This is a genomic window from Streptomyces platensis, from assembly GCF_008704855.1.
Classification (GTDB): domain Bacteria; phylum Actinomycetota; class Actinomycetes; order Streptomycetales; family Streptomycetaceae; genus Streptomyces; species Streptomyces platensis.
Window position 1 is genome coordinate 2,848,421 of record NZ_CP023691.1, and the last position, 25,169, is coordinate 2,873,589.

20 protein-coding genes and 3 tRNA genes are annotated in these 25,169 nt (G+C 72.9%); 14 read left to right on the plus strand and 9 right to left on the minus strand.

The genetic code is table 11. The features are described 5' to 3' along the window. Positions 1–2 precede the first annotated feature (2 nt). From CP981_RS12475 to CP981_RS12520, 10 genes are all read left to right on the plus strand, one after another. Entirely contained in the window at positions 3–1,190 is a 1,188-nt protein-coding gene (locus CP981_RS12475) for a glycosyltransferase family 4 protein (protein WP_085926153.1), read from the plus strand. 7 nt (positions 1,191–1,197) lie between these two features. Further along, complete coding sequence (locus tag CP981_RS12480; protein WP_085926152.1) at positions 1,198–1,923, plus strand: class I SAM-dependent methyltransferase; 726 nt, start codon at positions 1,198–1,200, stop codon at positions 1,921–1,923. Continuing rightward, positions 1,920–6,572 (plus strand): alpha-(1->3)-arabinofuranosyltransferase domain-containing protein, encoded by a 4,653-nt coding sequence (locus tag CP981_RS12485; protein WP_085926151.1) that lies wholly within the window; start codon positions 1,920–1,922, stop codon positions 6,570–6,572. The genes CP981_RS12480 and CP981_RS12485 overlap by 4 nt, the downstream gene beginning before the upstream one ends. Next, entirely contained in the window at positions 6,569–8,242 is a 1,674-nt protein-coding gene (locus CP981_RS12490; RefSeq protein WP_150522332.1) for a condensation domain-containing protein, read from the plus strand. The genes CP981_RS12485 and CP981_RS12490 overlap by 4 nt, the downstream gene beginning before the upstream one ends. Then, positions 8,239–8,976, plus strand: a complete 738-nt coding sequence (locus CP981_RS12495) for a class I SAM-dependent methyltransferase (protein ID WP_244329636.1) — start codon at positions 8,239–8,241, stop codon at positions 8,974–8,976. Before CP981_RS12490 ends, CP981_RS12495 begins: the two co-directional genes overlap by 4 nt. After that, entirely contained in the window at positions 8,954–9,913 is a 960-nt protein-coding gene (locus CP981_RS12500) for a DMT family transporter (protein ID WP_208852931.1), read from the plus strand. Before CP981_RS12495 ends, CP981_RS12500 begins: the two co-directional genes overlap by 23 nt. Continuing rightward, positions 9,900–10,124, plus strand: coding sequence for a Trm112 family protein (locus CP981_RS12505; protein ID WP_085927912.1), 225 nt, complete (start codon positions 9,900–9,902; stop codon positions 10,122–10,124). Before CP981_RS12500 ends, CP981_RS12505 begins: the two co-directional genes overlap by 14 nt. Beyond that, positions 10,121–10,936, plus strand: a complete 816-nt coding sequence (locus CP981_RS12510; protein ID WP_085927911.1) for an FkbM family methyltransferase — start codon at positions 10,121–10,123, stop codon at positions 10,934–10,936. Before CP981_RS12505 ends, CP981_RS12510 begins: the two co-directional genes overlap by 4 nt. Then, on the plus strand, positions 10,914–11,525 hold the full coding sequence (locus CP981_RS12515; protein ID WP_085927910.1) for a hypothetical protein: 612 nt from the start codon (positions 10,914–10,916) through the stop codon (positions 11,523–11,525). Before CP981_RS12510 ends, CP981_RS12515 begins: the two co-directional genes overlap by 23 nt. 188 nt (positions 11,526–11,713) lie before the next feature. After that, complete coding sequence (locus CP981_RS12520) at positions 11,714–12,745, plus strand: rod shape-determining protein (RefSeq protein ID WP_085927909.1); 1,032 nt, start codon at positions 11,714–11,716, stop codon at positions 12,743–12,745. A 118-nt stretch (positions 12,746–12,863) separates the two neighbouring features. Here CP981_RS12520 and CP981_RS12525 read toward each other — a convergent pair whose 3' ends face one another. The 3 genes from CP981_RS12525 to CP981_RS12535 all read right to left on the minus strand — a co-directional run bounded on the left by CP981_RS12525 (position 12,864) and on the right by CP981_RS12535 (position 14,493). Next, positions 12,864–13,460, minus strand: a complete 597-nt coding sequence (locus tag CP981_RS12525) for a histidine phosphatase family protein (protein ID WP_085927908.1) — start codon at positions 13,458–13,460, stop codon at positions 12,864–12,866. Further along, positions 13,457–13,864 (minus strand): thioredoxin, encoded by a 408-nt coding sequence (gene trxA / locus CP981_RS12530; RefSeq protein ID WP_085927907.1) that lies wholly within the window; start codon positions 13,862–13,864, stop codon positions 13,457–13,459. Before trxA ends, CP981_RS12525 begins: the two co-directional genes overlap by 4 nt. A 272-nt stretch (positions 13,865–14,136) precedes the next feature. Continuing rightward, on the minus strand, positions 14,137–14,493 hold the full coding sequence (locus CP981_RS12535) for a cupin domain-containing protein (RefSeq protein WP_085927918.1): 357 nt from the start codon (positions 14,491–14,493) through the stop codon (positions 14,137–14,139). Between the two features lie 221 nt (positions 14,494–14,714). Between CP981_RS12535 and CP981_RS12540 the strand changes: the two genes are divergently transcribed. Then, positions 14,715–15,590, plus strand: a complete 876-nt coding sequence (locus CP981_RS12540) for a glycosyltransferase family 2 protein (protein ID WP_085927906.1) — start codon at positions 14,715–14,717, stop codon at positions 15,588–15,590. Between the two features lie 76 nt (positions 15,591–15,666). On the opposite strand, the gene CP981_RS12545 is transcribed toward CP981_RS12540, so the two are convergent. Continuing rightward, positions 15,667–16,596, minus strand: a complete 930-nt coding sequence (locus CP981_RS12545) for a DUF5996 family protein (RefSeq protein WP_085927917.1) — start codon at positions 16,594–16,596, stop codon at positions 15,667–15,669. Positions 16,597–17,484: 888 nt separating this feature from the next. Between CP981_RS12545 and CP981_RS12550 the strand changes: the two genes are divergently transcribed. Then, entirely contained in the window at positions 17,485–18,804 is a 1,320-nt protein-coding gene (locus tag CP981_RS12550) for a VanZ family protein (RefSeq protein WP_085927905.1), read from the plus strand. 568 nt (positions 18,805–19,372) lie between these two features. Here CP981_RS12550 and CP981_RS12555 read toward each other — a convergent pair. From CP981_RS12555 to CP981_RS12565, 3 genes are all read right to left on the minus strand, one after another. Then, a tRNA-Ile gene (locus CP981_RS12555) sits at positions 19,373–19,446 on the minus strand. Between the two features lie 179 nt (positions 19,447–19,625). Continuing rightward, positions 19,626–19,698: transfer RNA gene (locus CP981_RS12560), tRNA-Asn, on the minus strand. A 5-nt stretch (positions 19,699–19,703) separates the two neighbouring features. Beyond that, positions 19,704–19,776: transfer RNA gene (locus tag CP981_RS12565), tRNA-Asn, on the minus strand. Between the two features lie 219 nt (positions 19,777–19,995). On the opposite strand from CP981_RS12565, the gene CP981_RS12570 reads away from it, so the two are divergent. Continuing rightward, positions 19,996–20,295: a hypothetical protein gene (locus tag CP981_RS12570; RefSeq protein ID WP_085927904.1), complete on the plus strand. Its 300-nt coding sequence runs from the start codon at positions 19,996–19,998 to the stop codon at positions 20,293–20,295. 61 nt (positions 20,296–20,356) lie between these two features. Then, positions 20,357–21,838, plus strand: coding sequence for an FGGY family carbohydrate kinase (locus tag CP981_RS12575; protein ID WP_167536089.1), 1,482 nt, complete (start codon positions 20,357–20,359; stop codon positions 21,836–21,838). 31 nt (positions 21,839–21,869) lie between these two features. Here the strand turns inward: CP981_RS12575 and CP981_RS12580 are convergent, their stop codons facing one another. Both CP981_RS12580 and dnaG read right to left on the minus strand, forming a co-directional pair. Continuing rightward, a complete protein-coding gene (locus CP981_RS12580) occupies positions 21,870–23,093 on the minus strand; it encodes an RNA polymerase sigma factor (protein ID WP_085927902.1) in 1,224 nt (407 codons plus the stop codon). Between the two features lie 142 nt (positions 23,094–23,235). Beyond that, positions 23,236–25,152: a DNA primase gene (gene dnaG / locus CP981_RS12585; protein ID WP_085927901.1), complete on the minus strand. Its 1,917-nt coding sequence runs from the start codon at positions 25,150–25,152 to the stop codon at positions 23,236–23,238. Positions 25,153–25,169 lie beyond the last annotated feature (17 nt).

Genomic DNA, 25,169 nt, shown 5'->3' on the forward strand with positions numbered 1-25,169 from the left:
AGATGCCCCCGTACGCACACCCGTCCCCGCCCCCCGCAGCGCCCGCCCCCTCGGCGTCCGGGCCACCCGGCTCGGGGCCGCCGCCGCTGCCGCGCCGGATCGTCTTCCTCGCCCGCCGCGATCTGGGCAACCCCGCGGCCGGCGGCTCCGAGCTGCTGGTCGACCGGATCGCCGAGGGGCTCAGCGCCCACGGGCACCAGGTCACCCTGCTGTGCGGCGGGCCGCCGTCCGCCGGGCTCCCGGGCCGGGGCGGTGCCCCCACGCGCGGCTACCGGGTGGTGTCCGCGGGCGGCGACGCCGGTCACTTCCTGCGCGTGCCCCGCCAGCTGGCGCGCCGGGTCGGGCCCTGCGATCTGCTGGTCGAGGTCTGCAACGGGATGCCGTACCTGGCGCCGCTGTGGCACCGCGGCCCCACACTGTGCCTGGTCAACCATGTCCATACGGACCTGTGGCGGCTGCGCTGCCCGGGGCCCGCAGCGCGGCTCGGCCGCCGCCTGGAGCACTGGGCGCTGGCCGGTGCGCACCGCCGCGATCTGATGGTGGCGGTCTCCGGCTCGACGGCGTCCGCGCTGCGCGGCCTCGGGGTCGACGCGGAGCGGATCCGCCTGGTGTACAACGGCGTGGCGGAGCCCGGCCCGCCGACCCCCAAGGCGCCGGAACCGCTGTTCCTGGCCATGGGGCGGCTCGTCGAGTACAAGCGCATCGATCTGCTTCTGCGGCTGTGGGAGCGGGTCCGGCCGGTGACCGGCGGCCGGCTGGTGATCGTCGGCGACGGCCCGGAGCGCGCCCGGCTGGCCGCGATGGCCGGGCCCGGCGTCACCTTCACCGGCCATGTCTCCGAAGAACGCAAGCATCAACTGCTGTGCTCCGCCTGGCTGTTGCTGCACCCCTCGCTCGTCGAGGGCTGGGGGCTGGTGGTGATGGAGGCCGCCGCCCGCCGCACCCCGGCCGTCGGCTTCGACATCCCGGGCCTGCGGGACTCCGTCGAGGACGGCACGACGGGGCTGCTGGCCCGCGGTGAGAGCGCGTTCGCCGCGCACTGGTGCACCCTCGCGCTCAGCGCCCGGCGCCGCGACGCCCTGGGCCGCGCCGCCGAACGGCGCGCCGCCCGCTTCCGGTGGAGCCATACGGTGCAGAGCTTCCGGGCGGTCGCCGCGGAGGCCGCCCTCGACCCGCTCCCCAGGCGGTGACGGCCCGGTGCGCGACCCCTCGCTGCGCAGGTCCGCCGCCCTGTTCCGGGCCTTTCTGCGGGAGCGGACCGACCCCGGGCACTGCTACCGGCTGCTCGCCCGGGACGCCGCCGACCAGATCGAACGGTACGCCCCGCTGCGGGGCGCGGTGGTCGCCGATGTCGGCGGCGGCAGCGGCCACTTCACCGCGGAGTTCCGCCGCCGCGGCGCCCGGGCCTGGCTCTTCGAACCCGATGCGGCGGAGCTGACCGCCCACGGCCCGCCGATCGAGGGCGCGGTGCTCGCCGACGGCTATCTGCTGCCGCTCGCCGACGGCGCCGTCGACATCTGCTTCTCCTCCAACGTCCTGGAGCATGTCGCCGACCCGCAGATCTTCCTGAGCGAGCTGATCCGGGTCACCCGCCCCGGCGGGCTGATCTATGTCGCCTTCACCAACTGGTTCTCCCCCTGGGGTGGCCACGAGACCGCGCCCTGGCACTACTTGGGCGCCGAGCGGGCCCGCGCCCGCTACCGGCGGCGCACCGGACAGGCGGCCAAGCACACCTTGGGCGTCAACCTGTTCGCGGTGCACATCGGCCGCACCCTGCGCCAGGTCCGGGCCCGTGACGACATCGCCGTGGTCACCGCCCGCTCCCGCTATGCGCCGTTCCTCGCCGAGGCCATCCCCCGCCTCCCGGGCGTCCGGGAGGTCGCCACCTGGAACCTCCTCCTCATCCTCCGGCGGTTGCCATGACCCAGACCCTGAGGCCGTACCCGTCCCCCGGATCGCCCGACGGCGGCGGCCGGCCGACGCCCGCCCCGCCGCCCGGCCACCCCCGGCGCAGACGCCGGCTGTTCGCGTTCTGGGCGCTCGCGCTGGCCGGCTTCCTGGCACCCTCGCCGGGGAAGATGACGTTCGAGACCAAGCTGGGGGTGACGACCGACCCGTGGCGGTTCCTCGCCGACCTCGGGCAGTTATGGCACGACCGGGCGGGCCTCGGCGGCATCGCCGACCAGTACGTCGGCTATGCCTTCCCCACGCTCCCCTATTACGGCCTGGCCGATCTCGCCCATGTCCCGGTGTGGCTGGCCGAGCGGCTGTGGATGTCGCTGATCGTCACGGCCGCGTTCTGGGGTGCGCTGCGGCTGGCCGAACGGCTCCGCGTCGGCACCCCGCCGGCCCGGCTCCTGGCCGCCGCCTGCTACGCCCTGTGGCCGACCTTCACCCTCGTCATCGGCTCCACCTCCGCCGCCGCACTGCCCGGCGCACTGCTCCCGTGGGTCCTGCTGCCGCTGACCGACACACAGGTCAGCGCCCGTATCGCGGCCACCCGCTCGGCGCTGCTGATCCCCTTCATGGGCGGGGTCAACGCGGCCTCGACACTGGCCGCGCTGCTGCCCGCCGGCCTGTATCTGCTCGCCCGTACGGGGCCGCGCCGGCCGAAGCTGCTCGCCTGGTGGCTGCCCGGTGTCGTCCTGGCCACCGCCTGGTGGGTGGTCCCGCTGCTGCTGCTCGGCCTGCACGGCGAGAACTTCATGCCGTACATCGAGCAGGCCGACACCACCACCGGCACCATGTCCGCCACCGAACTGCTGCGCGGCGCCGGCAACTGGGTCGGCTACCTCCACTTCGGCGAACCCTGGCTGCCGGCCGGCTGGACCCTGACGGCCCAGCCGTTCGCGGTACTCGGTTCGGCGCTGGCCGCGGCGCTGGGCCTCGCCGGGCTGGCCCGCCGGGATCTGCCCGAGCGGCGCTGGCTGCTGCTGACCGTGCTGGCCGTGGCGCTGATCGCGCTGGCCGGGTACGGCGGTGCGCTGGGCGGGCCGCTGCACGGGCTGTGGCAGGACTGGCTCAACGGCTGGCTGCGCCCGTTCCGCAACATCTACAAATTCACCCCGGGCCTGGCCCTGGCGCTCACCCTGGGCCTGGCGCATCTGCTCGCGGTCGCCACCGAACGCCGCGGCACCCGCCGGATCCCCGCCCGCCGGCGTCTCCCGCTGGTGACGGCGTTCCTCGTGCTGCCCGCCCTCGCGCTGCCCTTCCTCACCGGCACCGTGCTCCAGCCCGGCGCCTTCACCGAACTGCCCGCCTCCTGGGAACGGGCCGCGGCCTGGCTCCACAAGCACTCCCCGCACAGCCGCGCGCTGGTCGTCCCCGCGACCGCGCACGGCATCTACACCTGGGGCTCCCCCATCGACGAGCCGCTCGACGTCCTCGCCACCTCCCCCTGGGCCCAGCGCGACTTCGTCCCGTTCGTCACCCCGGGCGCCCGCCGCACCCTGGACGCCGTCGAACAGGCCCTGCTGACCGGCGCCCAGGTCCCGGGCCTGCGCGACTACTTGGGCCGGGCCGGACTGCACGACGTGGTCGTACGCAACGATCTCGACCCGGACCAGATCGGCTACGTCCCGCCGCAGACCGTCAAACGCACCCTCCAGGCGTCCGGCTACCGCAAGGTGGCCGCCTTCGGCCCGCTGACCACCGGCGGCCGGATCCCCGCCGGGGCGCCCCTCCAGGTCCAGGGCCTCTATCCGCGGCAGCACGCCGTCGAGATCTACCGGCCGCAGGACACCCCCGAGCCCGGCCCGGTCACCACCCGGGCCGTCGCCGACACCGCGCAGCTCAGCGGCGGCCCCGAAGCCCTGCTCCAGCTGTCCGCCGACCCCGCCCTGCGCCGCCGCGCCACCGTGCTGACCGGCGACCGCCACCCCGGCCTCGGCACCCCGCCGCTCCAGCTCACCGCCGACGGCCTGCGCCGCGCCGACACCCGCTTCGGGCTGGTCAACAGCAACACCTCGTACACCTACACCGCCGACGAGCGAAACCACCCCGACAGCGTCCAGGACCCCGGCCGCCCGCCCCGGCAGATCCTGCCGACCACCGGCCCCGGCCACCAGACCACCGCCGTCCTCCGCGGCGCGACCTCGGTCACCGCCTCCAGCAGCGGCAACTGGCTCTTCCAGCTGCCGCAGTACGACCCGGGCCACGCCTTCGACGGCGACCCCGGCACCGCCTGGGCGGAAGGCAGCGCCGGAAACCCCATAGGCCAGTGGGTGCGGATCGCCTTCCCCCGGCCCGTCACCCTCCCGTCCGCCCTGTCCCTGACTCCCCTGCCCGGAGACGGACTGCGGGCCGCCCCGACCTCCGTAAGGGTGCAGACCGACCGCGGCACCACGGAGGACACCCTGCGCCCCGACGGGACGCCGCAGCGGGTCAAGGCCCCGGCCGGCCGGGCGACCTGGCTGAAGGTGACCATCCTCGGCTCGCAGACCCCACGCGCCGGGCTCTCCGGCGCCGGCTTCCGGGAGATCTCCGTCCCCGGCGTCCAGGTCACCCGGCTGCTGCAACTGCCCGCCGACGCCGCGCGTTCCGGCGCGCCCGCCGAGGTCGTCTCGCTGCACCGCGGCAGCGACCCGGGCGGCCTCTCCCCCGTCTCCGCCGAGGCCGGGCTGCACCGCCAGTTCCGCACCGGCCCGGCCGCCGCGTACCGCGTCTCCGGCAAGGCACTGGCCGTTCCCGGCCCCGAACTCGACCGGCTGCTGGACCGCATCGCACCGGAACAGCGGGACCGGATCACCGCCACCGCCGACTCCACCGCCTTCGGCTTCGGCCCGTCGCTCAGCCCCCGCAACCTCGTCGACGGCGATCTGACCACCGCCTGGATCGCCGGTGACCGGCCCACCGTGCATCTGCGCTGGCCCGGCCGGAAGAAGATCGACCAGATCGTGCTGGCCGCGGCCGGCGGTCTCGCCACCCGGCCCGAGCAGATCCTGATCAACTCGCCGTACGGGGCGGCCACCGCGGGCGTCGACGAGAACGGCCAGGCCCGCTTCGACCCCCTCACCACCGACCGCCTCGACCTCACCATCAGCAAGGTCAAACCCCTGACCCTGCACAACCCGGTCGCCGGCCAGGCACTCCAACTCCCGGTCGGCCTCAGCGAGATTCACCTCCCCGCACTCGACACCTACCGCACCCCGCGGCCCGCCGCCGACGCCCGCTTCTCGCTCGGCTGCGGCCAGGGCCCGGTGCTCGCCGTCGACGGCGTCCTGCACGCCACCGAGGCCACCGGCTACGTCCGTGACCTCACCGAACGCCGCCCCGTCGATGTGCGGTTGTGCGCCGGGCCGGCCCGTGACGGCCGCCTGGACCTGCCGTCCGGACGCCATCGGGTGGAGGCCGGCGACCAAGGGCCGCTGGCGCTGACGGATGTGACGCTGCGGCGGGGTGCTGCGGGGCGCGCGGGGGCCGGGGGCGAGCAGGAAACTGCGGGCGCCGGGCCGGTGCGCGAGTCCGCCGCCCCGGTGCGGAAGGCCGACGCCGGGGACTGGTCGGGGGACCGCCGCAGCGTCGCGGTCGGTGCCGGCCGGGCCGTCTACCTCCAGATGCACGAGAACGCCAACGACGGCTGGCAGGCCACACTCCACGGCCGACGGCTGACCCCGCTCCGGGTCGACGGCTGGCAACAGGCCTTCCTCGTCCCGGCCGGCTCCGGCGGCACCGTAGAGCTCTTCTACACCCCGGCGGTCGCCTACGACCTGGGCCTGGCCGGCGGCGCCCTGGGGGTCGTGCTCCTGCTCGTCTCCGCTCTCGTCCGCCGCACCCCCCGCACCCCGCCGCCTCCGGCACCGCTGCCACCCGCCCCCTCCTGGGTCCTGGGAGTGGTGACGCTGACCGCGGTACTGGCCCTGGCCTCCGGCCCCTACGCCCTGGTCGCGCCCGCCCTGGCACTCCTGGCGTGCTTCCGGCCACGCCTCCTCGTCCCCCTGGCCCTGGCGGCGATGGTGAGCGCCGGAACCGTCGCGGCCCTCGGCGCGGGCGAGCCCCACGCCGCCGGCAAGGGCGCGTTCAGCGCCACCGCACAGGCCTTGGCGCTGCTGGCGCTGGCTGCGGCGGTGGTCACCGTGCGGGGGCGGGCGTCGCGGGGGCCGGTGTCCGTGGCTGAGCCGGGGGCGGATGCGGGTGGGCCGGATGCGGACGGGCCGGGGGCGGGTGGGCCCTCGGGCGGGACGCCTTCCGGGCCGTCCGGGCCATCTGCGCCGCACGGACCCTCTGGCCCGACCTCGCCGTACGGGCCATCCGGCCGGCCGGGGCCCGATGAACCGTCCGGACCGTCCGGGTCGTCCTGGTCATCCGGGCCATCCGGTCGCGTTGATCCGCCCGGACTGCTCGCGCGGCCACCGCTTCCGCGACGGGTTCGGGACGAGGGCGGCGGGCCGGTCGCTGTCGGGCGTCCGATCGTGGCGCGAGGGCGGGCGCCGGGCGCGGGGCCGAACTGGGCCGAGCGGCAGGGGGTTCGGCCGGTCAGTCCCGTACGGCCGGCCGGTAGCAGGCCCGTACCGCCTGCCGACAGCGGTCCCGCACCACCGACCGACCACAGCGGGGAGGACACCACCCGATGACCGCACTGCAACCGGCCCGGCACGAACCACCCGACGGACATGGCGCATCGCGTGACAGCCGTGGCACACCAGCCGACGGCCAGGTCGCGCCATCTGTCGGCCCGCGCACCCCGCCCGACGGCCGGGGCGAGCTCTCCCCCGCCCCCTCCCCCTCTCCCCCTTCGGGGGAGGGGGCGGGGGGTGGGTTCGGGGGTGGGGGGGAGCAGAGCCGCGGCAGCGCCGTAGCCCACCTCCCCTTCCCCGTCGTCGATGAGATCTCCCGGCACTGTCTGGATGACGGCGAGCCGGAGACCGTACACATCGAGGTGCATCTCCCCGGCCGGGTCGACCCCGTACGGCTGCGCACCGCGTTTCACCAGGCGCTCGCCCGCCATCCGCGCATCCTGATGCGGCAGGCCCCGGTCCACTGGTGGCACCGCCGCTACCGCTGGCAGCTCACCGCCACGCCGGACGTGGACCCGGTCGGCTTCCCGCCGCCCGGCCCCGGTGCGCTGGCCCGTGCCCGGCAGCGCGCGCTCGACCACTGTCCGCCGCTGGACGCCTCACCTCCTGTACGGCTGGAGGTGATCGAGGGGGCGGCGGGCGGCACCGTGCTGCTGCTCACCCTCCACCACACCGCGCTGGACGGGCCGGCCTGTCTGCGGGTGCTGGCCACCGCCGCCGAGCTCTACGGCGGCGCCGACAACTCCCCCGCCCCCGCGCCCGTACGCGCCCCCGGGCCCCGTCCGGAACCACCCGCCGACCGGCCCCCGGCTCCCGGCCCCCGTCTCACCCGCCCGGCACGAATCGCCCCCGACCCCGCCCCGCCCTCGGCTCCGACGCCGGCCCCGACCCCGGCGCCCGGCAGCGCTCCCCGGCCCGGCAGGCCCCGCCACCCCGGCAACGCCAACCGCCCCGGCAACGGCATGCTCCTCACCGACCTCCCGATCCCCACCCGCCCCCCACGCACTCCCGCCCAGCCCGCGCCCTACACCGTCAACGATCAACTCCTGGTCGCCACCTGGCTGATGGTCGCCCGCTGGAACCGGCTGCACGCCCCGGCCCGCCCGCACGGCGCGGCCGCCCCGGCCGCCGCCCCCATCGTCGTCACCATGCCCGTCGACGACCGGCCGCGCGATGCCGGGATGCCCATCGGCAACGGCACCCGGCTGGTGTCGGTCGGCTTCGGCCCCGAGGAGCGCCGGGATGCCGGGCCGCTCACCGCCGATCCGCCCGACCCGGACGCGGTGGCGCGGCTGCTGGGGCGCACCGCCGCCCGCACCCGTGCGCTCAAGGCCGCCGCCCCGGGATCTCAACTCGGGCTCTACGCCACGATGTTGACCGCCCCCGTCCTCCCTGTCGGGCTGCGCGGCGCGGTCACCCGTACGCTGCGCCGCGCCGCCGCGCCGTGGACCTCCACCACCCTGCTGTCCAACATCGGCCGGATCGCCTACCCGCTGGACTTCGGGGACGCCGGCCGGCCGGCCGCGGTGTGGTTCTCCGCCCCGGCCCGGATGCCGCGCGGGCTCACCGTCACCACCGTCTCCGTGGCCGGCCGGATCCAGCTGGCGCTGCGCTGGTCCCCGGCCCTCCTGGACGACGCGGCCGGCGCCCGGCTCGGCGAGCTGTTCCGCTCCTCCCTCGCCGCCACCGCCTGGACCCCGCCCCCGGCCGGCGGAGCGGCCCGGTGACCCGGCCCCCCGCCACGCTGCGGGACTTCTACGAGAACCCCGCCGTGCCGGTGGCGTCCGGCGCCGCCCGCAGCATGCGGCAGGCGCGGCTGCTGGCGCGCGCCCTGGGGCCCGTACGCACCGGGGCGCCGCCCGCCACCATCCTGGACATCGGCTGCGGCGACGGTTCGGCGGCGGCCGTCGCGGCGGAGGTGCTCACCGGTCACCGTCTGGTGGGCGTCGACTGGTCGCAGGACGCCCTGCGCCGCGCCCGGACCCGGATCCCCTGGGCGGTGCGCGGCGAACTCACCGACGGGGGGCTGCCGTTCGCGTCCGGTTCCGCCGACGCGGTCCTCTTCAGCGAGGTCATCGAGCATCTCGTCGACCCCGATGCCGCCCTGGACGAACTGCGCCGGGTGCTGCGCCCCGGTGGTCATCTGATGCTCTCCACCCCGAATCTCGCCGCCTGGTACAACCGCGGGCTGCTGCTCGCCGGGGTCCAGCCCGTCTTCTCGGAGGTGAGCATGCGGGGCATCCACGGCCGTCCCGGCACCCAGGTCGTCGGCCATCTGCGGCTCTGCACGGCCCGTGCCCTGCGCGGCTTCCTCGCGGCGTCCGGTTTCGAGGCCGTACGGATCGCCGGTGCGCCGTACCACGATGTGCCGCGGCCGCTGCGCCCCCTCGACCGCGCCGCGTGCCGGGTGCCGTCGCTGGCCTCGATCCTGCTCGCCCATGCCCGGCGGGCAGGGGGGTAGCGCGGTGCCGTGGTGGGGCGTGGCGTCCGCGCTGCTCGCCAACGTCCTGTACAGCACCGGTTTCGTGCTGGAGAAGCGGGCCCTGGCGGGGCTGCCCGCGCTGAGCACCCGGCAGCCCGTACGGGTCGTCGGCCGGCTGCTGTCCAGCCCGCTGTGGCTGGCCGGCTCGCTCGCCCTGGCCGCCGGTTTCGCCGCCCAGCTCGCCGTCTACCGCACCCTGCCGCTGGCCGCCGCCCAGGGCCTGTTCGTCTCGGGCCTGGTCCTTTTGCTGCTGCTGTCCTCGGTGGTGCTGGGCGAGCGGACCAGCGGCCGGGAGCGGCAGGGCATCGTGGCGATCCTGGTGGCGCTGGTGCTGGTCATCGCCTCCCTCCAGGGCGAGGACGCCCGGGCCGTCGCCCGCACCGCGCCGCCCGCCACCCTGCTGCTGATCGCGGTGCCGTCGCTGGCCGCCGGACTGCTGCTGTACCGCTCGGCGGAACGGCGTGCCCGGCGCCGCCACCGGCTGCCGACGGCGGGTGTCCCCTACGGGGTGGCCGTCGGCCTGCTCTACGGGGTCAGCTCGCTGGCCATCAAGGGCGTCTCGGGTCTGCTGGCTCCCCACGACCTCCCGGCCGTCGTGGGCCGGCTGCTCCGCTCGCCCTACCCGTACCTCCTGCTCATCACCGGAGCCGCCGGTCTGGTGCTGTCCCAGACCGCCCTGCAACGCTGCCGGGCGTCCGTGATCGTCCCCGTCTGCACCACCGTCACCTGCGTGTTCACCGTCGTCTGCGGCACCGTGGCGTTCGGTGAGCCGCTGCCCGCCGATCCGCTGCGGCGCGCGCTGCGGCTGGGCGGCACGGCCGTCGCCGTGGCGGTCCTGCTCGCGCTGCCCCGCCATGACCCGCCCGTCCCCGAACTCCCCACCGGACCCCCGGAGTCGCCCGATGAAGCCCGATGACCCGCTGCTGAAGATCCTCGTCTGCCCGCTCGACAAGGGCCCGCTGTCGCTGCTCGATCCCGGTGACGCCCTCTACAACCCCCGGCTGCAACGCCGCTATCCGATCCTCGACGGCATCCCCCAGCTCCTGCCCTCGTCCGGCGAACAGCTCAGCGACGCCGAGCACACCCGCGCGCTGCGCCGACTCGCGGACCGGGAAGCGGGGTCGTGACGCTCGCCGCGCGGCTGGCGCCCCGGCTGCCGGGCCGGCTGGTGTCGGCGCTGGTGGCCGGGCTCTATCCGCGGTTCGAACCGGAGCTGCGGCGGCTCGCCGACTTCTGCCCGCCCGGCGGCACGGCCGTCGACGTCGGCGGGTGGTACGGCCCGTGGACCCGGCGGCTGGCCCGGTGCGCCGACCGGGTCGTCACCCTCGAACCGGTCCCCCACCTGGCCCGTCTGCTCTGCGCGGTCACTCCCCCGCATGTCGAGGTGGTGTCCGCCGCGGCCACCGACCACACGGGCTGCGCCACCCTCTGGCTGCCCCCGGGCGGCCGCGGCGACCGCGGGGTCTCCTCGCTCGTACGCCGGGAGCTGCACACCGCCGCCCTCGATGTGCCCTGCCTCCCGCTGGACGCGCTGGCGCTGGCGTCCGTCACCCTCATCAAGATCGACGCGGAGGGCGCGGAGCTGGCGGTGCTGCGCGGCGCCGCACACACCGTCGAACGTCACCTCCCGGCCCTGTTCGTCGAGTTGGAGACCCGTATCCAGCCGCTCGGGCCCGTACTGGACTGGACGGCGGCCCACGGCTACCGCGGCTGGGTGCTGCCGCACGACCGCTGGCTGCCGCTGGCCGATTTCGATCTGCCCGCCCATCAGTCCCGCACCTACCAGGTCGCCGAGCACGGGCTGCTGCGCCGCTCCCTCGCCCCGCACCGCCGCTATGTCAACTCCGTGCTCTTCCTCCCCGACGGCGAGCGCCCCGGGCGGCCGGTGGCCCGCGCCGTCCACCACCATGTCCCTCATGGACCACACCACGGACAATGACCCGCCCGGCGGCTCCGGCGCCCCCTCCGGGCTGCCCGGACCGGTCGCCTTCCAGGTCGTCCTGCTGCGCCGGATGGCCGACCACCACCCCGGCCTGGTCGAGGAGGCGCTGCGCACCCTGGGCGTCTCCCGTGCCGAGATGCGCGAGGCCAACCGCCGCTGGCAGGCACGGATGCACGCCCCGCGAGCGCCCGGCGGCAGCCGGCCGTATCGTGCGCTGCTCGGCGCCCCCGAGACCGTCACTCCCCGCCGCATCGGCGATCTGCGCTGCGAGGCCCTGACCTGGCCGGTGCCGCTCTGGCCCGATCTGCGGTTCGAGATCCTCACCGGCTCCCGGGACACCGTCTGGAACGCCTGGCTCGTCCGGGCACCCGGCGCCACCGCCCCTGACCTGCACAGCACCGCGGATCTGCGGCCCTGGTCCTGCACCGTCGACGAGGTCGCCCGCGCCTTCGCCCCGGCCGGCCCCATGGAGGGCAGCGCCCCCACCCGCTGGCGGCTGGCGTGCACCGCGCCCGGCCCCGACGGCACCCCGCAGGACATCGTCCCCGAATTCACCTGGGGGCTGTACCAGCGACTGGCCGGCTGAGGGCCCGCCGCACCGGCCTCTCCCCGCCTCATCACCCCTTCGCCGCAACCGCCCCGCCCCCGTCCCCCGAGCGGACCTTTCCAGCAGGCGGCGGCCTCCGCACGACCGGAGGATGGCGCACGAGCGGTCCCTGCGAACCGGCCGCGCGACCGCTTCGTCCATACCGGCCCATCGGGGAGGAATCACCCATGACCATCAGCCTCGCCCAATTGCGGCGCTGTTCGGCCGCCATCGACATCGGCGCGGCCCGGACCAGGGTGTATGTCAAGAACCAGGGGCTGGTCGTCGACGAACCGACCGTCGCCGCCATCAACACCCGCAGCGGGGCGCTGCTGGCCGTCGGCGCCCAGGCCGAGGTGATGGACGGCCGCACCCCCGACTACATCCGGGTGGTGCGCCCGGTCTCCAACGGCACCGTCGTCGATATCGACATGGCCCAGCGGCTGCTGCGGACCCTGGTCGGCGACAAGCTCCGCAAGACCTGGCGGCGCCGGCCCACGATGCGGGCCGCGGTCTGTCTCCCGTACGGCAGCGAGCCGCTGGCCCAGCGGGCCGCCGTGGAGACACTCACCGGGCTGGGGGCGCGGCGGGTGGAGCTGGTCGACACGCTGGTCGCGGCGGCGGTGGGGTGCGGGCTCCCGGTGGAGCAGCCCGAGGCCACCATGATCGTGGTGTGCGGCGCCGGAACCACGCAGGTCGCGGTGCTCTCCCTCGGCTCGATCGTGGCCGCCGAGACCGTGCCGGTGGGCGGCAACGCCATCGACCACGCGGTCATCCAGCATCTGCGGCTGCACCACGAGCTGATGCTGGCGGGCCAGGCCGTACGCCCGCTTCAGCTGATCCTCTCCGGTGGCGACGGGGTCACCCCGGGCTCCACCGAGGTGCACGGCCGGGACGTGATCAGCGGGATGGCGCGCTCCGTGCATGTCGACACCGAGCGGGTACGGGACGCCATCACCACCCCGCTGACCTCGATCCTCGACGGCATCGGGGCCGTGCTGCGCCGCTGCCCGCCGGATCTGGTGGCCGACCTCGGGGAGCGCGGCATCGTGCTCGCGGGCGGCAGCGCCCTGATCCCCGGCCTGGAGCCGATGATCCACCAGGCCACGAACATGCCGGTACACACCGCGGACCACCCCGATACCTGTGCCGTCATGGGGCTCGGCGCGATGATCGAGGGCAAGGTGCAGCCGTTGCATCTCGATCCGATGGATCCGTAGCGATCCGGCGGCCGCGTCCGCACCCGGAGCCGGGCTCCGGGCCAAGCGACTCCGAGCTCACGGCTCACGGCTCACGGCAGGCTCACCGGCCGAGCGGCCCCGCCCGCCGCTCCCCGTCTCACACACTCCGGGCGTTCCAGGCGACCACCGCGGGCCGGTCGTGTTCGGTCCCCAGGACGCCGACCGCCCCGGTCTCGAAGGTGAAGAGGCCCCCGGCGGCGGGCGGCAGCCCGAGCCTGCGGGCGGCCAGCACCCGCAGGAAGTGCGCATGCGCGACCAGCGCCACATCGCCGTCGTCGGCGGCGAGCTGTGCCGCGATCCGGGCCAGCACCCGGTCGGCGCGCGCCCCGACCTGCTCGGGCGACTCGCCCGGATGCTCCGCGGGCCCCTCGGCGACACCGTCGGAGAACAGATACCAGCCGGGCCGGTCGCGGTGGATCTCTGCGGTGGCGATGCCCTCATAGCCGCCGTAGTCCCATTCCCGCAGGTCGGCGTCGATCTGCGGGCGGGCGAGGCCCGCCAGCTCGGCGGTGCGCAGCGCCCGCTGCATCGGGCTGGCGTACACCGGCCCGATCTTCCGGTCCGACAGCAGCGGCCGCAGTGCGCGGGCCTGCTCCTCGCCGGTGGCGGTCAGCGGCAGATCGGTCCAGCTGGTGTGCCGGCCGTCCCTGCTCCACTCGGTCTCGCCGTGCCGGACCAGAAGGAGGTCGCTCACGAGCCCTGCGCCTGCTGACCCTGTTCGCCCTGCGCCTGCTCGGCCTGCTGCGCTTCGGTGACCGACGCCCGGACCTCGTCCATGTCCAGCGCACGGGCCTGGCCGATGACGTCCTCCAGGGCCTCCGCGGGCAGCGCGCCGGGCTGGGCGAAGACGGCGATGTTCTCCCGGACGATCATCACGGTCGGGATGGACTGGATCTGGAGGGCCTGCGCCAGCTCGGGCTGCGCCTCCGTGTCGACCTTGGCGAAGACCAGGTCGTCGTGCGTCTCGGAGGACTTCTCGAAGACCGGGCCGAACTGCTTGCACGGCCCGCACCACTCGGCCCAGAAGTCGATCAGGACGAAATCGTTGCCGGAGACGATGTCGTCGAAGTTTTCCTTGGTGAGCTCAATGGTGCTCATGCCTGTTTCCCTGCTTCCGGTCTGTCGACGCTTGTCAGTCGGTCCCCGGCTGCGGCAACGGGATCAACCCGTGACGTATTCCGCACGCCGGACCGCCCGCACCCCTGCCCACCGAGCGCGTTCCTAGACATCCGGATCCACGTGGCGAACCACACGCCACCCGGCCGGCCGACGCGGCAACCGGCCACCGCGCCCCGGCCTCGCTCCGTACACGGTCAGACAGCGGCCCCGCCCCGCGCGGTCACCGCCTGCCTCTGCCTGCCCGGCCCGTCCTAGCCCTTCGCGTAGTCCTTCGCCATCTGGCCCGCGAAGTCGTACACGATGCACTGCTCGTCCCCGACCACCCAGGCGTCGTGTCCGGGCGGGCAGACGAAGACATCGCCGGGTCCCACCTCGGACTCCGCGCCGTCGTTCATCCTGATGCGCATCCGGCCCTGGACGACGAAGCAGTTGTGGTGCACCTCGCAGCTGTCCGTCCCGGCTATCGGGCCCACCGACTCCGACCAGCGCCAGCCGGGCTCGAAGGTGGCCACGGCGAAGTCCAGTCCGGTGAGGTGCAGGGCTTCGAGGTGTCCCCGGGGAAAGTCGCGCCGTTCATCCGGCTTGTCGACCGTCTTGACTTCCATCATGAGGGCTTCCTCCATCCGCCCCCCTGGGCAACCGTGCAAACCCCCGGTCCTTCCATCGTGCGCCGGTCCGGCACACCCGGCATCCGCGGGCTCCCGGCCCACGGCACGGACGTTCCCCAGCGTTCAACGGCCCGATGTCGCCGGGGAAGCGCCGTGGCACACAGTCGCCGCCCCCGGCGGTTAGCATCCCGACAAGACCGCCAAGAACGGAGCAAACTTCTGTGCGTCATCTGCGCGTAGGCGTCGCCATCTTGACCATGGGAAACCGTCCCGCCGAACTGCGGGCGCTGCTGGATTCGGTCGCCAAGCAGGACCTGCGGCCGGCCCACATCGTGGTCATCGGAAACGGCTCCCCGCTCCCCCCGCTGCCGCACGGCGCCGTCGGAGTCGAGCTGAGCGAGAACCTGGGAGTCTCCGGCGGCCGCAATGTCGCCCTGGACGAGCTGCGCAAGCTCGGGGACGTCGACGTGGTGGTCGACCTGGACGACGACGGCCTGCTGATCAGCCCGGACGTCTTCAGCCGGCTGGCGGAACTGCACACGCGCGACCCGGAGTTGGGGATCGTCAGCTTCCGCATCGCCGACGAGCGGGGCCGCACCCAGCGCCGCCACGTCCCCCGTCTGCGGGCCGGCGACCCGGCACGCGGCGGTCTGGTCACCACCTTCCTCGGCGGCGGGCACTCCCTGTCCGTACCGATGCTGGACCGGATCGGCGGCTGGCCCGACGACTTCTTCTACGCCCATGAGGAAACCGACCTGGCCTGGCGGGCCCTGGACGACGGCTGGCACATCCGCTACGCCCCGGAGCTGGTGCTTCAGCACCCGTACACCTCACCCACCCGGCACGCCGTCTACCACCGCATGGTCGCCAGAAACCGCGTCTGGCTCGCCAAGCGGCACCTCCCCGCCGTGCTGGTCCCCCTCTACCTCGGCGTCTGGGCCGCTCTGACCGCCGTCCGCAGCCCCACGGCGGCGGGCCTGCGCGCCTGGGCCGCCGGTTTCGCCGAGGGAGTACGCACCCCCTGCGGCCGACGCCGCCCGCTGCGCTGGCGCACGGTGTGGCGCATGACCCGGCTGGGCCGCCCGCCAGTCATCTGAGGCTGCTCCTGCGCGACCGGGACGGGTCCGCGCCCGCATGCCGACCGCCCGGCCGGAACGGCAGCGGCCGGCCCGCCTACAACTGCGGGTCCGTCACCCCGCCCGCACAGCTGAGCCGTTCGACATCCCACCCGGCCCGCCCGGCCCCGGCGCGATAGGCACTCTCGTAGAAGCCCAGCACCGCCGCACGGGGATCCGCCTCGGCCCGGGCGTCGTCGTACCGCAGCACGGCCAGATGGCTCTCCCCGCGGGCGACCCACCGCGCCGCCGCCGGCCGCAGCGGCTCCTCGGCGAGGCCGGCGGGCTCCGGAGCGGTATAGGAGTAGAACGCCGGCTCGGGGAAGCCGTCGTCCCCGAACCAGAAGCCGAAGCTGATCACCTCCCTGGAGTACGCCTCCCGGGTCACCGGGTCGGTCTGCCGCGGATGGTCGATACGGCGCCCGGAGAACCGGCTGTGCGCGATGTCGAAGGTGTGCCAGAAGTGGTGCACCGGGCTGACCTTCCCCGAATAGCCCGCAGCGAACTCCTCCAGCACCGACGCCACCTGGCTCAGCACCTGCCAGTAGCGCTGGGCGTGCCCGGTGTCGTATGCCGCATGCTCGGTGTCCTCGGCGAACGGCCGTCCGGCATCGGGCAGGTCGAACGGCCGCGGCACCGCGAGCGCCACCCGAACGCCCAACGCGGCCAGCGCCTCCATGAGGGCGGCGTAGAAGGACGCCACCGACCGGCCGGCGAGGGGGAAGGACACCGCCCGGCCGTCCAGCGTCGCGACGACCAGTTGATGCCCGACGAAGTCGAAGTCGATCGTGAAGATCGGGTTCCCGTCGAGCTGCCCCATGGGACGGGTGGTGATGCCCCGTCCGGTCAGATGGAACGGCACGTTCCACCAGTGGTTCCGCCGGGCACTGGCCGCAAGCCGAACCTTCCCGACGACCTGCGCAAAGCGATGGAGCGTCTCTTTGGTGTCCCGCCACTCGGCAAACGGGATCGGCGGAAACAGCTCCATCGTCATCACCTGCCCTTCCCGCCCGGCACTCCTGACGACCGGACGGGGCCTGGATCCCCAGACGACCACACCCGCAGCCGGCCGGCACATCCTCGGACCCAAGAGGCGCAACCACCCCCACCACGCACCCCGACCAGCCCCTGACCATGGCCTTGGCCCTGTCCTCGGCCAGTGGCCTGTCGGATACCCCTGGTCCCGCCACCGGCCACGTGCTCCCCACCCAGACTCCACGGCCCGGTTCTCCCGAGCCTCCCTGGCCTCCTCCCCTAGGAAATGGCGTACTCGGTGGCGTACCAGCGATGGCATGTTTCGCCGTCCCCGGACCCGCAGAACGTGGCATCCAAATCCCCCCACACCAAGATCAAACTCGTGTTAGATTTCCTCTCGCCGTAAAGGCCATGTGAACGATCAAGGGGGGATCGCATGAACTCGCGTTTTCGTGCAGCAACTGCTATCGCGTCATTGGACGTGTGCACCGAGATCAGTAATGGTGTTCTGCTCATGAACTCGACGGGCAAGGGCACCTACCTCGACGTCTCGTACGACAAGAAATCGGGAGGCTCGATCTCCCGCAAGGTCGGCTACCCCCGGAGTGGCACGAACCACTGGAGTTCCACCAAGAAGTGCAGCACGTCGCCGATAGCTTCAAAGCAGTGGCCCCCTTCTGCCTCGTGCAGCCCGGATGTCGGCCTTCTCTACTCGGGCGGAAGGACTTACCAGACTCCGCCCAAGAGGAAGTGCTAGCGCTCCCAATTCCAGGTATGACCTATTCGTAGGCATGTTCATTACGGGCTTCACGGCACTGTACGCGTGGGCCCCTTCTGCCCCCTTGCGGCGTACCGCGAGGGGGCGCTGCACATTCACAGAAACACTTCAGGGGAGCTGCCCATGCTGGAAGCCGTGTTCAAAGGCCACACAGCATTCATCATTTCCGCGATCACCCTTTCCCTGGCTTTCTTCGGCGTTGCATTTTTCACCGCGAAGAAGAGAACGGATCGCCCGTTCCACCTTGCCTTGTGGTGCACCTCCATGTTGAGCGTCTCCTTCTTGACGCTGTGGACCACCGGCGGAAGTCAGGGATCCGGCAGGTGCGTGGTCAACCTGAAGTTCCTGGAGCCCTTCGGTACGGAACAGGGTCTGCTGAACTGCCTCATGTTCACACCGGTGGGCTTCCTCGGGGTGCTGGTCACGCGCAGGCTGCTTGCTGGCTTCGCGATCAGCATGGGGCTCTCTGTGGCGATCGAGACCGCTCAAGGCGCACTTCCGGCCATCGGCAGAGCGTGCGACACCAGCGATCTGCTCGCTAATTCTACCGGTGGCCTCCTGGGTGCACTCACAGCCTTCCTTATCACGCGCACCCGCCCAAGCGAATTGGCCGCCTGGCGACTGAACGCCCCCCGGTCAATTGTCACGTGGGTGGCCTTCAACGTGATTATTGGCGTCGTCTGGTCAACCTCCATCCAGACGCACACCGTAAAGTCCACCGAGGCAGTAGGATCCGCGGGCGGCAATGAACGCAAGGTGGCAATTGCCGCCGTACGTCAAGCGTTCGGCAACCACTACACAGTCGGTAATGTGCAATTTTCCTCCTCGCCGGATTCCGACCGCGGTACGATCATGGCGAGCCTGCCGGTCGGCTTCGTTCAGGTGAACTGGCCGGAGGGCAATGAGATCACGGCCAGCCTCGACATGTCGGACAGCGGAGAAGCGTCCGGCTTCCCAGTGCCTGGATCCCCGGCGCACATAAAGAAGTCCACTGAAGCGAAAAAAGTAGCAACCACATACGCCGAGAAGCACTTCCCATGGGCCCTCCCCGGGAGCACGGCGGAAGTCTCCCCGGTGGGAGACAACGCCGCTCTGGGATGGATGGTCAGTTGGCGTAAACATCTCCATGGTGTCCTCATGCCGATGCGCCTGGATGTTCAGATCGATCGCGCAGGACATGTTTCCCAGCTATCGACCCGGAAAATCCCTGATGTCGACGTCCCTTCCCTCCGCGTCACCAAGGAAAGCGCCGTACAGCGCGCCATGCACTCCGCTCCGGGATGCCGAAAGGCGGAAGCGGGGGAACTTCTCGCGGTACAAGACAAGGCGAATTGGAATGCGGTGTGGCGCATCTCGGTGACCTGTAAAGACTCCTCCATGGTTACTCATGTGAACGCCCACTCCGGCGCGGTAGAGATGAAGGAGAAGAACCCGGCTCCGTAGTTCCGCCGGGATGGAGTGGTGGCCCGGCCGGTGGGGCTCCTCGGCGCGGCCGAGCACGAGCCCGCCGACCCCGCCAAGGGCAACGGTTGGCGTGCACTGAGGGCCTGCGTCGCAGTCACGTCCAGGCCCTCGTACGGCTTCACTTCGAGGGGCGTCCCCTGCCAGGCGGGAGCGGAAACCGGCCTGAGCGCCATGGGGGCGCGGTTGCGCGTGCCGTTCTGGCGAACCAGGAACTGCCGGGCTGCTCTGCGCGAAGGCATCACCTCGCTGCCTGTCGTCGCAGAGAACGGCATCAGCATCCCGCGTCCCGTACCGGGCGCCGCTGGGAACACCTGAACCTGATCAGGCGTGAGCACGAGGGGCCGGCGGGACTCTTCGCCTCCGGGGCGCCGGCACACCTCGGGGCCGAGGAACGCCTCGTGGCCCTCAGCGCCCTTCTCCGGGCAGGCGGGTGACGCGCGAGGGAATGTCCTCGCACGAGGGGGCCGTGTGGCGTCTGTGCGGTGTGGTGGCTCTGCGAGACCTCCCCGAAAGGGAGGCTCCCGCAGGTCACCTGGATGCCGTGCGGTGGGGCGGGTGGGACTCGAACCCACGGCCGACGGATTATGAGTCCGCTGCTCTAACCGGCTGAGCTACCGCCCCCCACGGCGCGTCGCGCACATTTGTGCGCGCCGTCTGCCGCAGCATAGCCGCTCATACGATCTGTTGCCCGTGAGGGCTGCCGTCCGGCGACCACGCACGCCCAAGAGGACTTCGATCACGGGTCGTTCGGTTCCATGGCGCAAGAAAAAGGACCCCTCCCGGGGTCCTCGTTCTCTCTGCTCCCCCGACTGGACTCGAACCAGTAACCCTCCGGTTAACAGCCGAATGCTCTGCCAATTGAGCTACAGGGGACCGAGCTCCCCCGACTGGACTCGAACCAGTAACCTGCCGGTTAACAGCCGGCTGCTCTGCCAATTGAGCTACAGGGGATTGCTCTGTGTGCCTCGAATGCACCGCTGACCGGTCTTCCGGACGGCGCGCGCTCGCTGCGACACATACATTAGCGCAAGCAGGGGGGTGCTCCGCCAATCGGTATCGCCTCAGGTCACCTCGGGTGATCTGCGGCCCCGGAGGGTAGGCGGGCGGCACAGCCCGGCACACCGGTGCGTACCGGCACCGGACGGGACCGACGAGAGGAAGGGTGGAGCAATGCGCTACCGGCTCACGTTCATCGCGGGACTGGCCACGGGGTATGTGATCGGCGCACGGGCCGGCCGGGAACGGTACGAGCAGCTCCGCAAGGCCGCCCAGCGGATCTCCCAGAATCCCGCGGTCCGGAACACCGCCGAGTCGGCCGCGCTGACCGGGCGCGAGGCGGCGTCGAAGGCCTTCGGGACGGTGTCGGCCAAGGTCGGGGACCGGCTGCCGGCCTCCGTCACCGACCGGGTCCGCTCGCTGCGCGACCAGCGCGGCTCCGACGAGGACGACTGGGGCACGAGCAACACCTAGGGGTTCCCCGGGTAAACCCTGACGCTGCTCCTATGCGTCGTATGGGGCATCATCTGAGGCCATGGGGATAGTCGCCGGATTGGACAGTTCGTCCGAGAGCACACGGATCGTCGTCTGCGATGCAGACACGGGCGCCGTCATCAGGCGCGGGTACGCGCCGCACCCCGTCGAGAAGGGGCCCGAGGTCGATCCACAGGCCTGGCTGATCTCGCTCGGGGAGGCGGCGGGCCAGGGGCTGCTCGAAGGCGTGCAGGCGATCGGCGTCTCCGCGCAGCCGCACGGTCTGCTGCCGCTCGACGTCGAGGGGAATCTCGTACGGCCCGCGCTGGTCGGCAATGACAAGCGGGCGCAGAGTGCGGCGGCGGATCTGATCGACGCGCTCGGCGGGCGGACCGCGTGGGCGCAGGCCGTGGGGGCGGTGCCGCAGGCGACCCATGCGGTGACGAAGCTGCGCTGGCTGGCGCGTACCGAGCCGGCGCATGCGGCGCGGATCGCGGAGGTCATGCAGCCGCACGACTGGCTGGCGTGGCAGCTGCTGGGGCGGCCCGCCCGGCGGACCACGGACCGGGGCGGGGCCTCGGCGACGGGTTTCTGGTCGGCGGCGACCGAGTCGTACCGGCCGGATCTGGTGGAGCTGGCGCTGGGCCATCAGGTGCGGCTGCCGGAGCTGCTGAGCCCGTCGGGGACGGCGGGGTTCACCCCGGAGGGGCTGCTGATCTCCGCCGGTACGGGCGAGACGATGGCCGCCGCCTTCGGGCTCGGCGTCGGGGAGGGCGACGCGGTGGTGTCGCTGGGCGCCTCGGGGTCGGTGTTCGGGATCCACCATGAGGCGCTGGTGGACCCGAGCGGCACGATCACCTCGTTCGCGGACGCCACCGGCCGGTATCTGCCGGTGGTGCACACCAGCAACGCCGTACGGGTGCTGCGTGGTGCCGCGGAGATGCTGGGGACGGATCTGGCGGGCGTGTCCGAGCTGGCGATGAACTCCTCGCCCGGTGCGTACGGCATGGTGCTGCTGCCGTATCTGGAGGGCGAGCGGACCCCGCATCTGCCGCATACCGCCGGGTCGTTGCACGGGCTGCGGCGGGACAGCATGAAGCCGGAGCATCTGGCGCGGGCGGCCGTGGAGGGCATGCTCTGCGGGCTCGCGGACGCGCTGGATGTGCTGCGCGGGCGGGGCATGGCGGTGCGCCGGGTGTTCCTGCTGGGCGCGGCGGCGGAGCTGTTCGCGGTGCAGGCGGTGGCGCCGGCGCTGTTCGGGGTGCCGGTCGTGGTGCCGCAGCCGGCGGAGTACGCGGCGCTGGGCGCGGCCCGGCAGGCGGCCTGGGCGTGGGGCGTGGCACACGGCACCCTCACCCCGGCCGGCGGTGCGGAGTCCGGGCCGGGCGGCGGGTCCGCCTGGATCGATCCCCCGCAGTGGCCGGCCGCCGCGAGCCAAGTCTTCGAGCCGGGTGAGGAGCTGGCGGTCGGCCAGGCCGTGCGCCAGCAGTACGCGGCGGTACGGGACGAGGCGTATCCGGGGGCGTTCCAGCGGGAGGCGTGACGTCCCGGACGGGGGGCCGGGCCCGGCGGTCTCAGTCGAGGTAGCCGCGGAGCTGGTCGGCGAAGGCGTGGTCGCGGAGCTTGTTGAGGGTCTTGGACTCGATCTGCCGTATCCGTTCGCGGGTGACGCCGAAGATCCGGCCGATCTCCTCCAGCGTGCGGGGGCGGCCGTCGGCGAGGCCGTAGCGGAGCTGGACGACCTTGCGCTCCCGTTCTCCGAGGGTGGACAGCACCGCGTCGAGGTGCTCGCGGAGCAGCAGGAACGCGGCGGATTCGACCGGTGAGGCGGCGTCGCCGTCCTCGATGAGATCGCCGAGGGCGACGTCCTCCTCCTCGCCGACGGGGGCGTGCAGCGAGACCGGCTCCTGAGCCAGCCGCAGCACCTCACTGACGCGTTCCCCGGTCAGGTCGAGATGAGCGGCGACCTCCTCGGGCGTGGGTTCGCAGCCGCGCTCCTGGAGCATCCGGCGCTGGACCCGCACCACGCGGTTGATCAGCTCGACGACATGGACCGGGACGCGGATGGTCCGGGCCTGGTCGGCGAGGGCGCGCGACATCGCCTGGCGGATCCACCAGGTGGCGTAGGTGGAGAACTTGTAGCCGCGGGCGTAGTCGAACTTCTCGACGGCCCGGATCAGTCCGAGGTTGCCCTCCTGGACGAGGTCGAGCATGGTCAGCCCGCGGCCGACATAGCGCTTGGCGACGGAGACCACCAACCGCAGGTTGGCCTCGATCAGGCGGCGCTTGGCCATCCGCCCCAGGACCACCAACTTGTCGAGATCGAAGGCGAGTTGGGAGGAGATGTCGGGGGTGTTGGTGAGCTTCTCCTCGGCGAAGAGACCGGCCTCGACGCGGCGGGCGAGCTCCACCTCCTCGGCGGCGGTGAGCAGCGGGATCCGGCCGATCTCGCGGAGGTACTGGCGGAAGAGATCGGCGGACGGGCTGCCCGCCTCGGGGCGCGGCACCGGCTCCGGGGAGATCTCCTCGACGATCATCTCGGCGGCGGGTGGTTCGGCCTGCTGCGGCACGGTGAGCGGCTCCGCGGCCGGGTCCGTGTCGTGCTCCGCGGCGGCCGGCGCGTCGGCGAGGGTCCGGGTCTGCACGGGGGCGACCTCCAGGGTGATCGCTGCTGAAGCGGCAGAAAGGTCGGGCACGGTGGCGGCCGGGCCGCCGTCCGTCCCGTACGTCACACGTGGTTCCGCGGGGGATTCCGGTGCGGTACGGCCGGGCCCGCGGCGCACCGAGGACTCAGGCACCGCTTCTCAGTGTGGAGTACGACACACGCCTGCCACGAGGGGCGTGCGTGCACTTTTTGAGTCCGGTCCGTGACCGGACGGCTACCGCGGGGTGTTACCGGCGATGCGGCGCGGGCCGGCTCCCCGGGGCGGGCCCCGGGGGCTACAGGGCGGCGTAGCCGCGTTCGCGCAGGGACTGGCCGTACTGCTGGAGGACCCAGAGTTCGTTCTGGACGGCCGCGAGGTGTTCGGGGTCGGCGCGGGGGCCGAGGCGCTGGAGGGTGCCGCGGATCTCGGTGACGCGCTGATTGACGGCGGCGAGGCGGACGGCGACCAACTGGACGCCGGCGTAGGCCGCGTCGGGATCCCGGCGGGTGTGCAGCGGTTCGACGGCGAGCTCGGTGACCATGGCGCGGACGGTGTCGTCGGGGGCGGCCTCCCGCACCCGGGGGATGAAGCCCTGGTCGGCGGCGCCGGCCGCGGCACCGCCGGCGTCCTCGATGCACTGGCGGACCACGGCGTAGGGCGGGGCGGTGAACTCGTCGGCACCGTAGGCGTCGAAGGCCGGGGAGACCAGGTCGGGGCGCTGGAGGGCCAGCTTGAGGAGCTCCCGTTCGACGCGGTGGGCGGGGCTGCGGAGGTTGAGCGCCGGGCCGCGCGGGCCGGGCGCCGGGCGGGCCTCCGCGGGCGCCGGGGCCTGGCCGCGGCGCTGCTGACGGCCCTGCTCGGGGCCGCCGTCCCGGCCGCGTTCGCGGGCCCAGCGGGCGAGCTGGGAGACGCGCTTGACCACGAACTGGGTGTCCAGGATGCCGAGCATGCCGGCGAGCTGGACGGCGGACTCGTGCTGGATGGAGCTGTTCTTGATGTGCGCGACGATCGGCGCGGCCTCGTCCAGGGCGGCGGCACGGCCGACGGTGGTGTCGAGGTTGTGCCGGGAGACGACATGGCGCAGCGCGAACTCGAAGAGCGGGGTCCGGGCCTCGACGAGGTCGGCGACGGCCTGATCGCCCTTGGCGAGCCGCAGATCGCACGGGTCCATACCGCCCGGGGTGATCGCGATGGAGGTCTCGGCGGCGAACTTCTGGTCGTCCTCGAAAGCGCGCAGGGCGGCCTTCTGCCCTGCGGCGTCGCCATCGAAGGTGAAGACGACCTCGGAGCCGGAGTTGTCCATCAGGAGGCGGCGGAGGATCTTGATGTGGCCCTCGCCGAAGGACGTACCGCAGGTGGCGATGGCGGTGGTGACCCCGGACAGATGGCAGGCCATCACGTCGGTGTAGCCCTCGACCACGACCGCGCGGTTGGTCTTGGCGATCTCCTTCTTGGCGAGGTCGATGCCGTAGAGGACCTGGGACTTGCGGTAGATGGGGGTCTCGGGGGTGTTGAGGTACTTGGGGCCGTTGTCGTCGTCGCGGAGCTTGCGGGCGCCGAAGCCGACGACCTCGCCGGCGATATCGCGGATCGGCCACATCAGGCGGCCGCGGAAGCGGTCGATGGGGCCGCGGCGGCCCTCCTGGGAGAGGCCGGAGAGGACCAGCTCCTGGTCGCTGAAGCCGCGGCCGCGCAGAAAGCGGGTGAGGTGGTCCCAGCCGGCCGGGCTGTAGCCGACGCCGAAATGCCGGGCGGCGGCCTGGTCGAAGCCGCGCTCGGCGAGGAACTTGCGGGCGATCTCCGCCTCGGGGCCGTCGAGCTGCTCGACGTAGAACTGGGCGGCGGCCTTGTGGGCCTCCACCAGGCGGGTGCGTTCGCCCTGCTGGCGGCCGGGGGTGTAGCCGCCCTCCTCGTAGCGCAGGGTGATTCCGGCCTGGGAGGCGAGGCGCTCGATGGTCTCGGCGAAGGAGAGGTGGTCGATCTTCATGACGAAGTCGACGGTGTCGCCGCCCTCCTGGCAGCCGAAGCAGTGGTAGAGCCCCTTGGCCGGGCTGACGTGGAAGGACGGGGACTTCTCGTCGTGGAAGGGGCACAGGCCCTTGAGGTTGCCGCCACCGGCGTTGCGGAGCTGGAGATACTCGGACACGACGGCGTCGATCGGGACCGCGTCCCGCACCGCCTTCACATCGTCATCGTTGATCCTGCCTGCCACGCGTGAATTCTACGGCC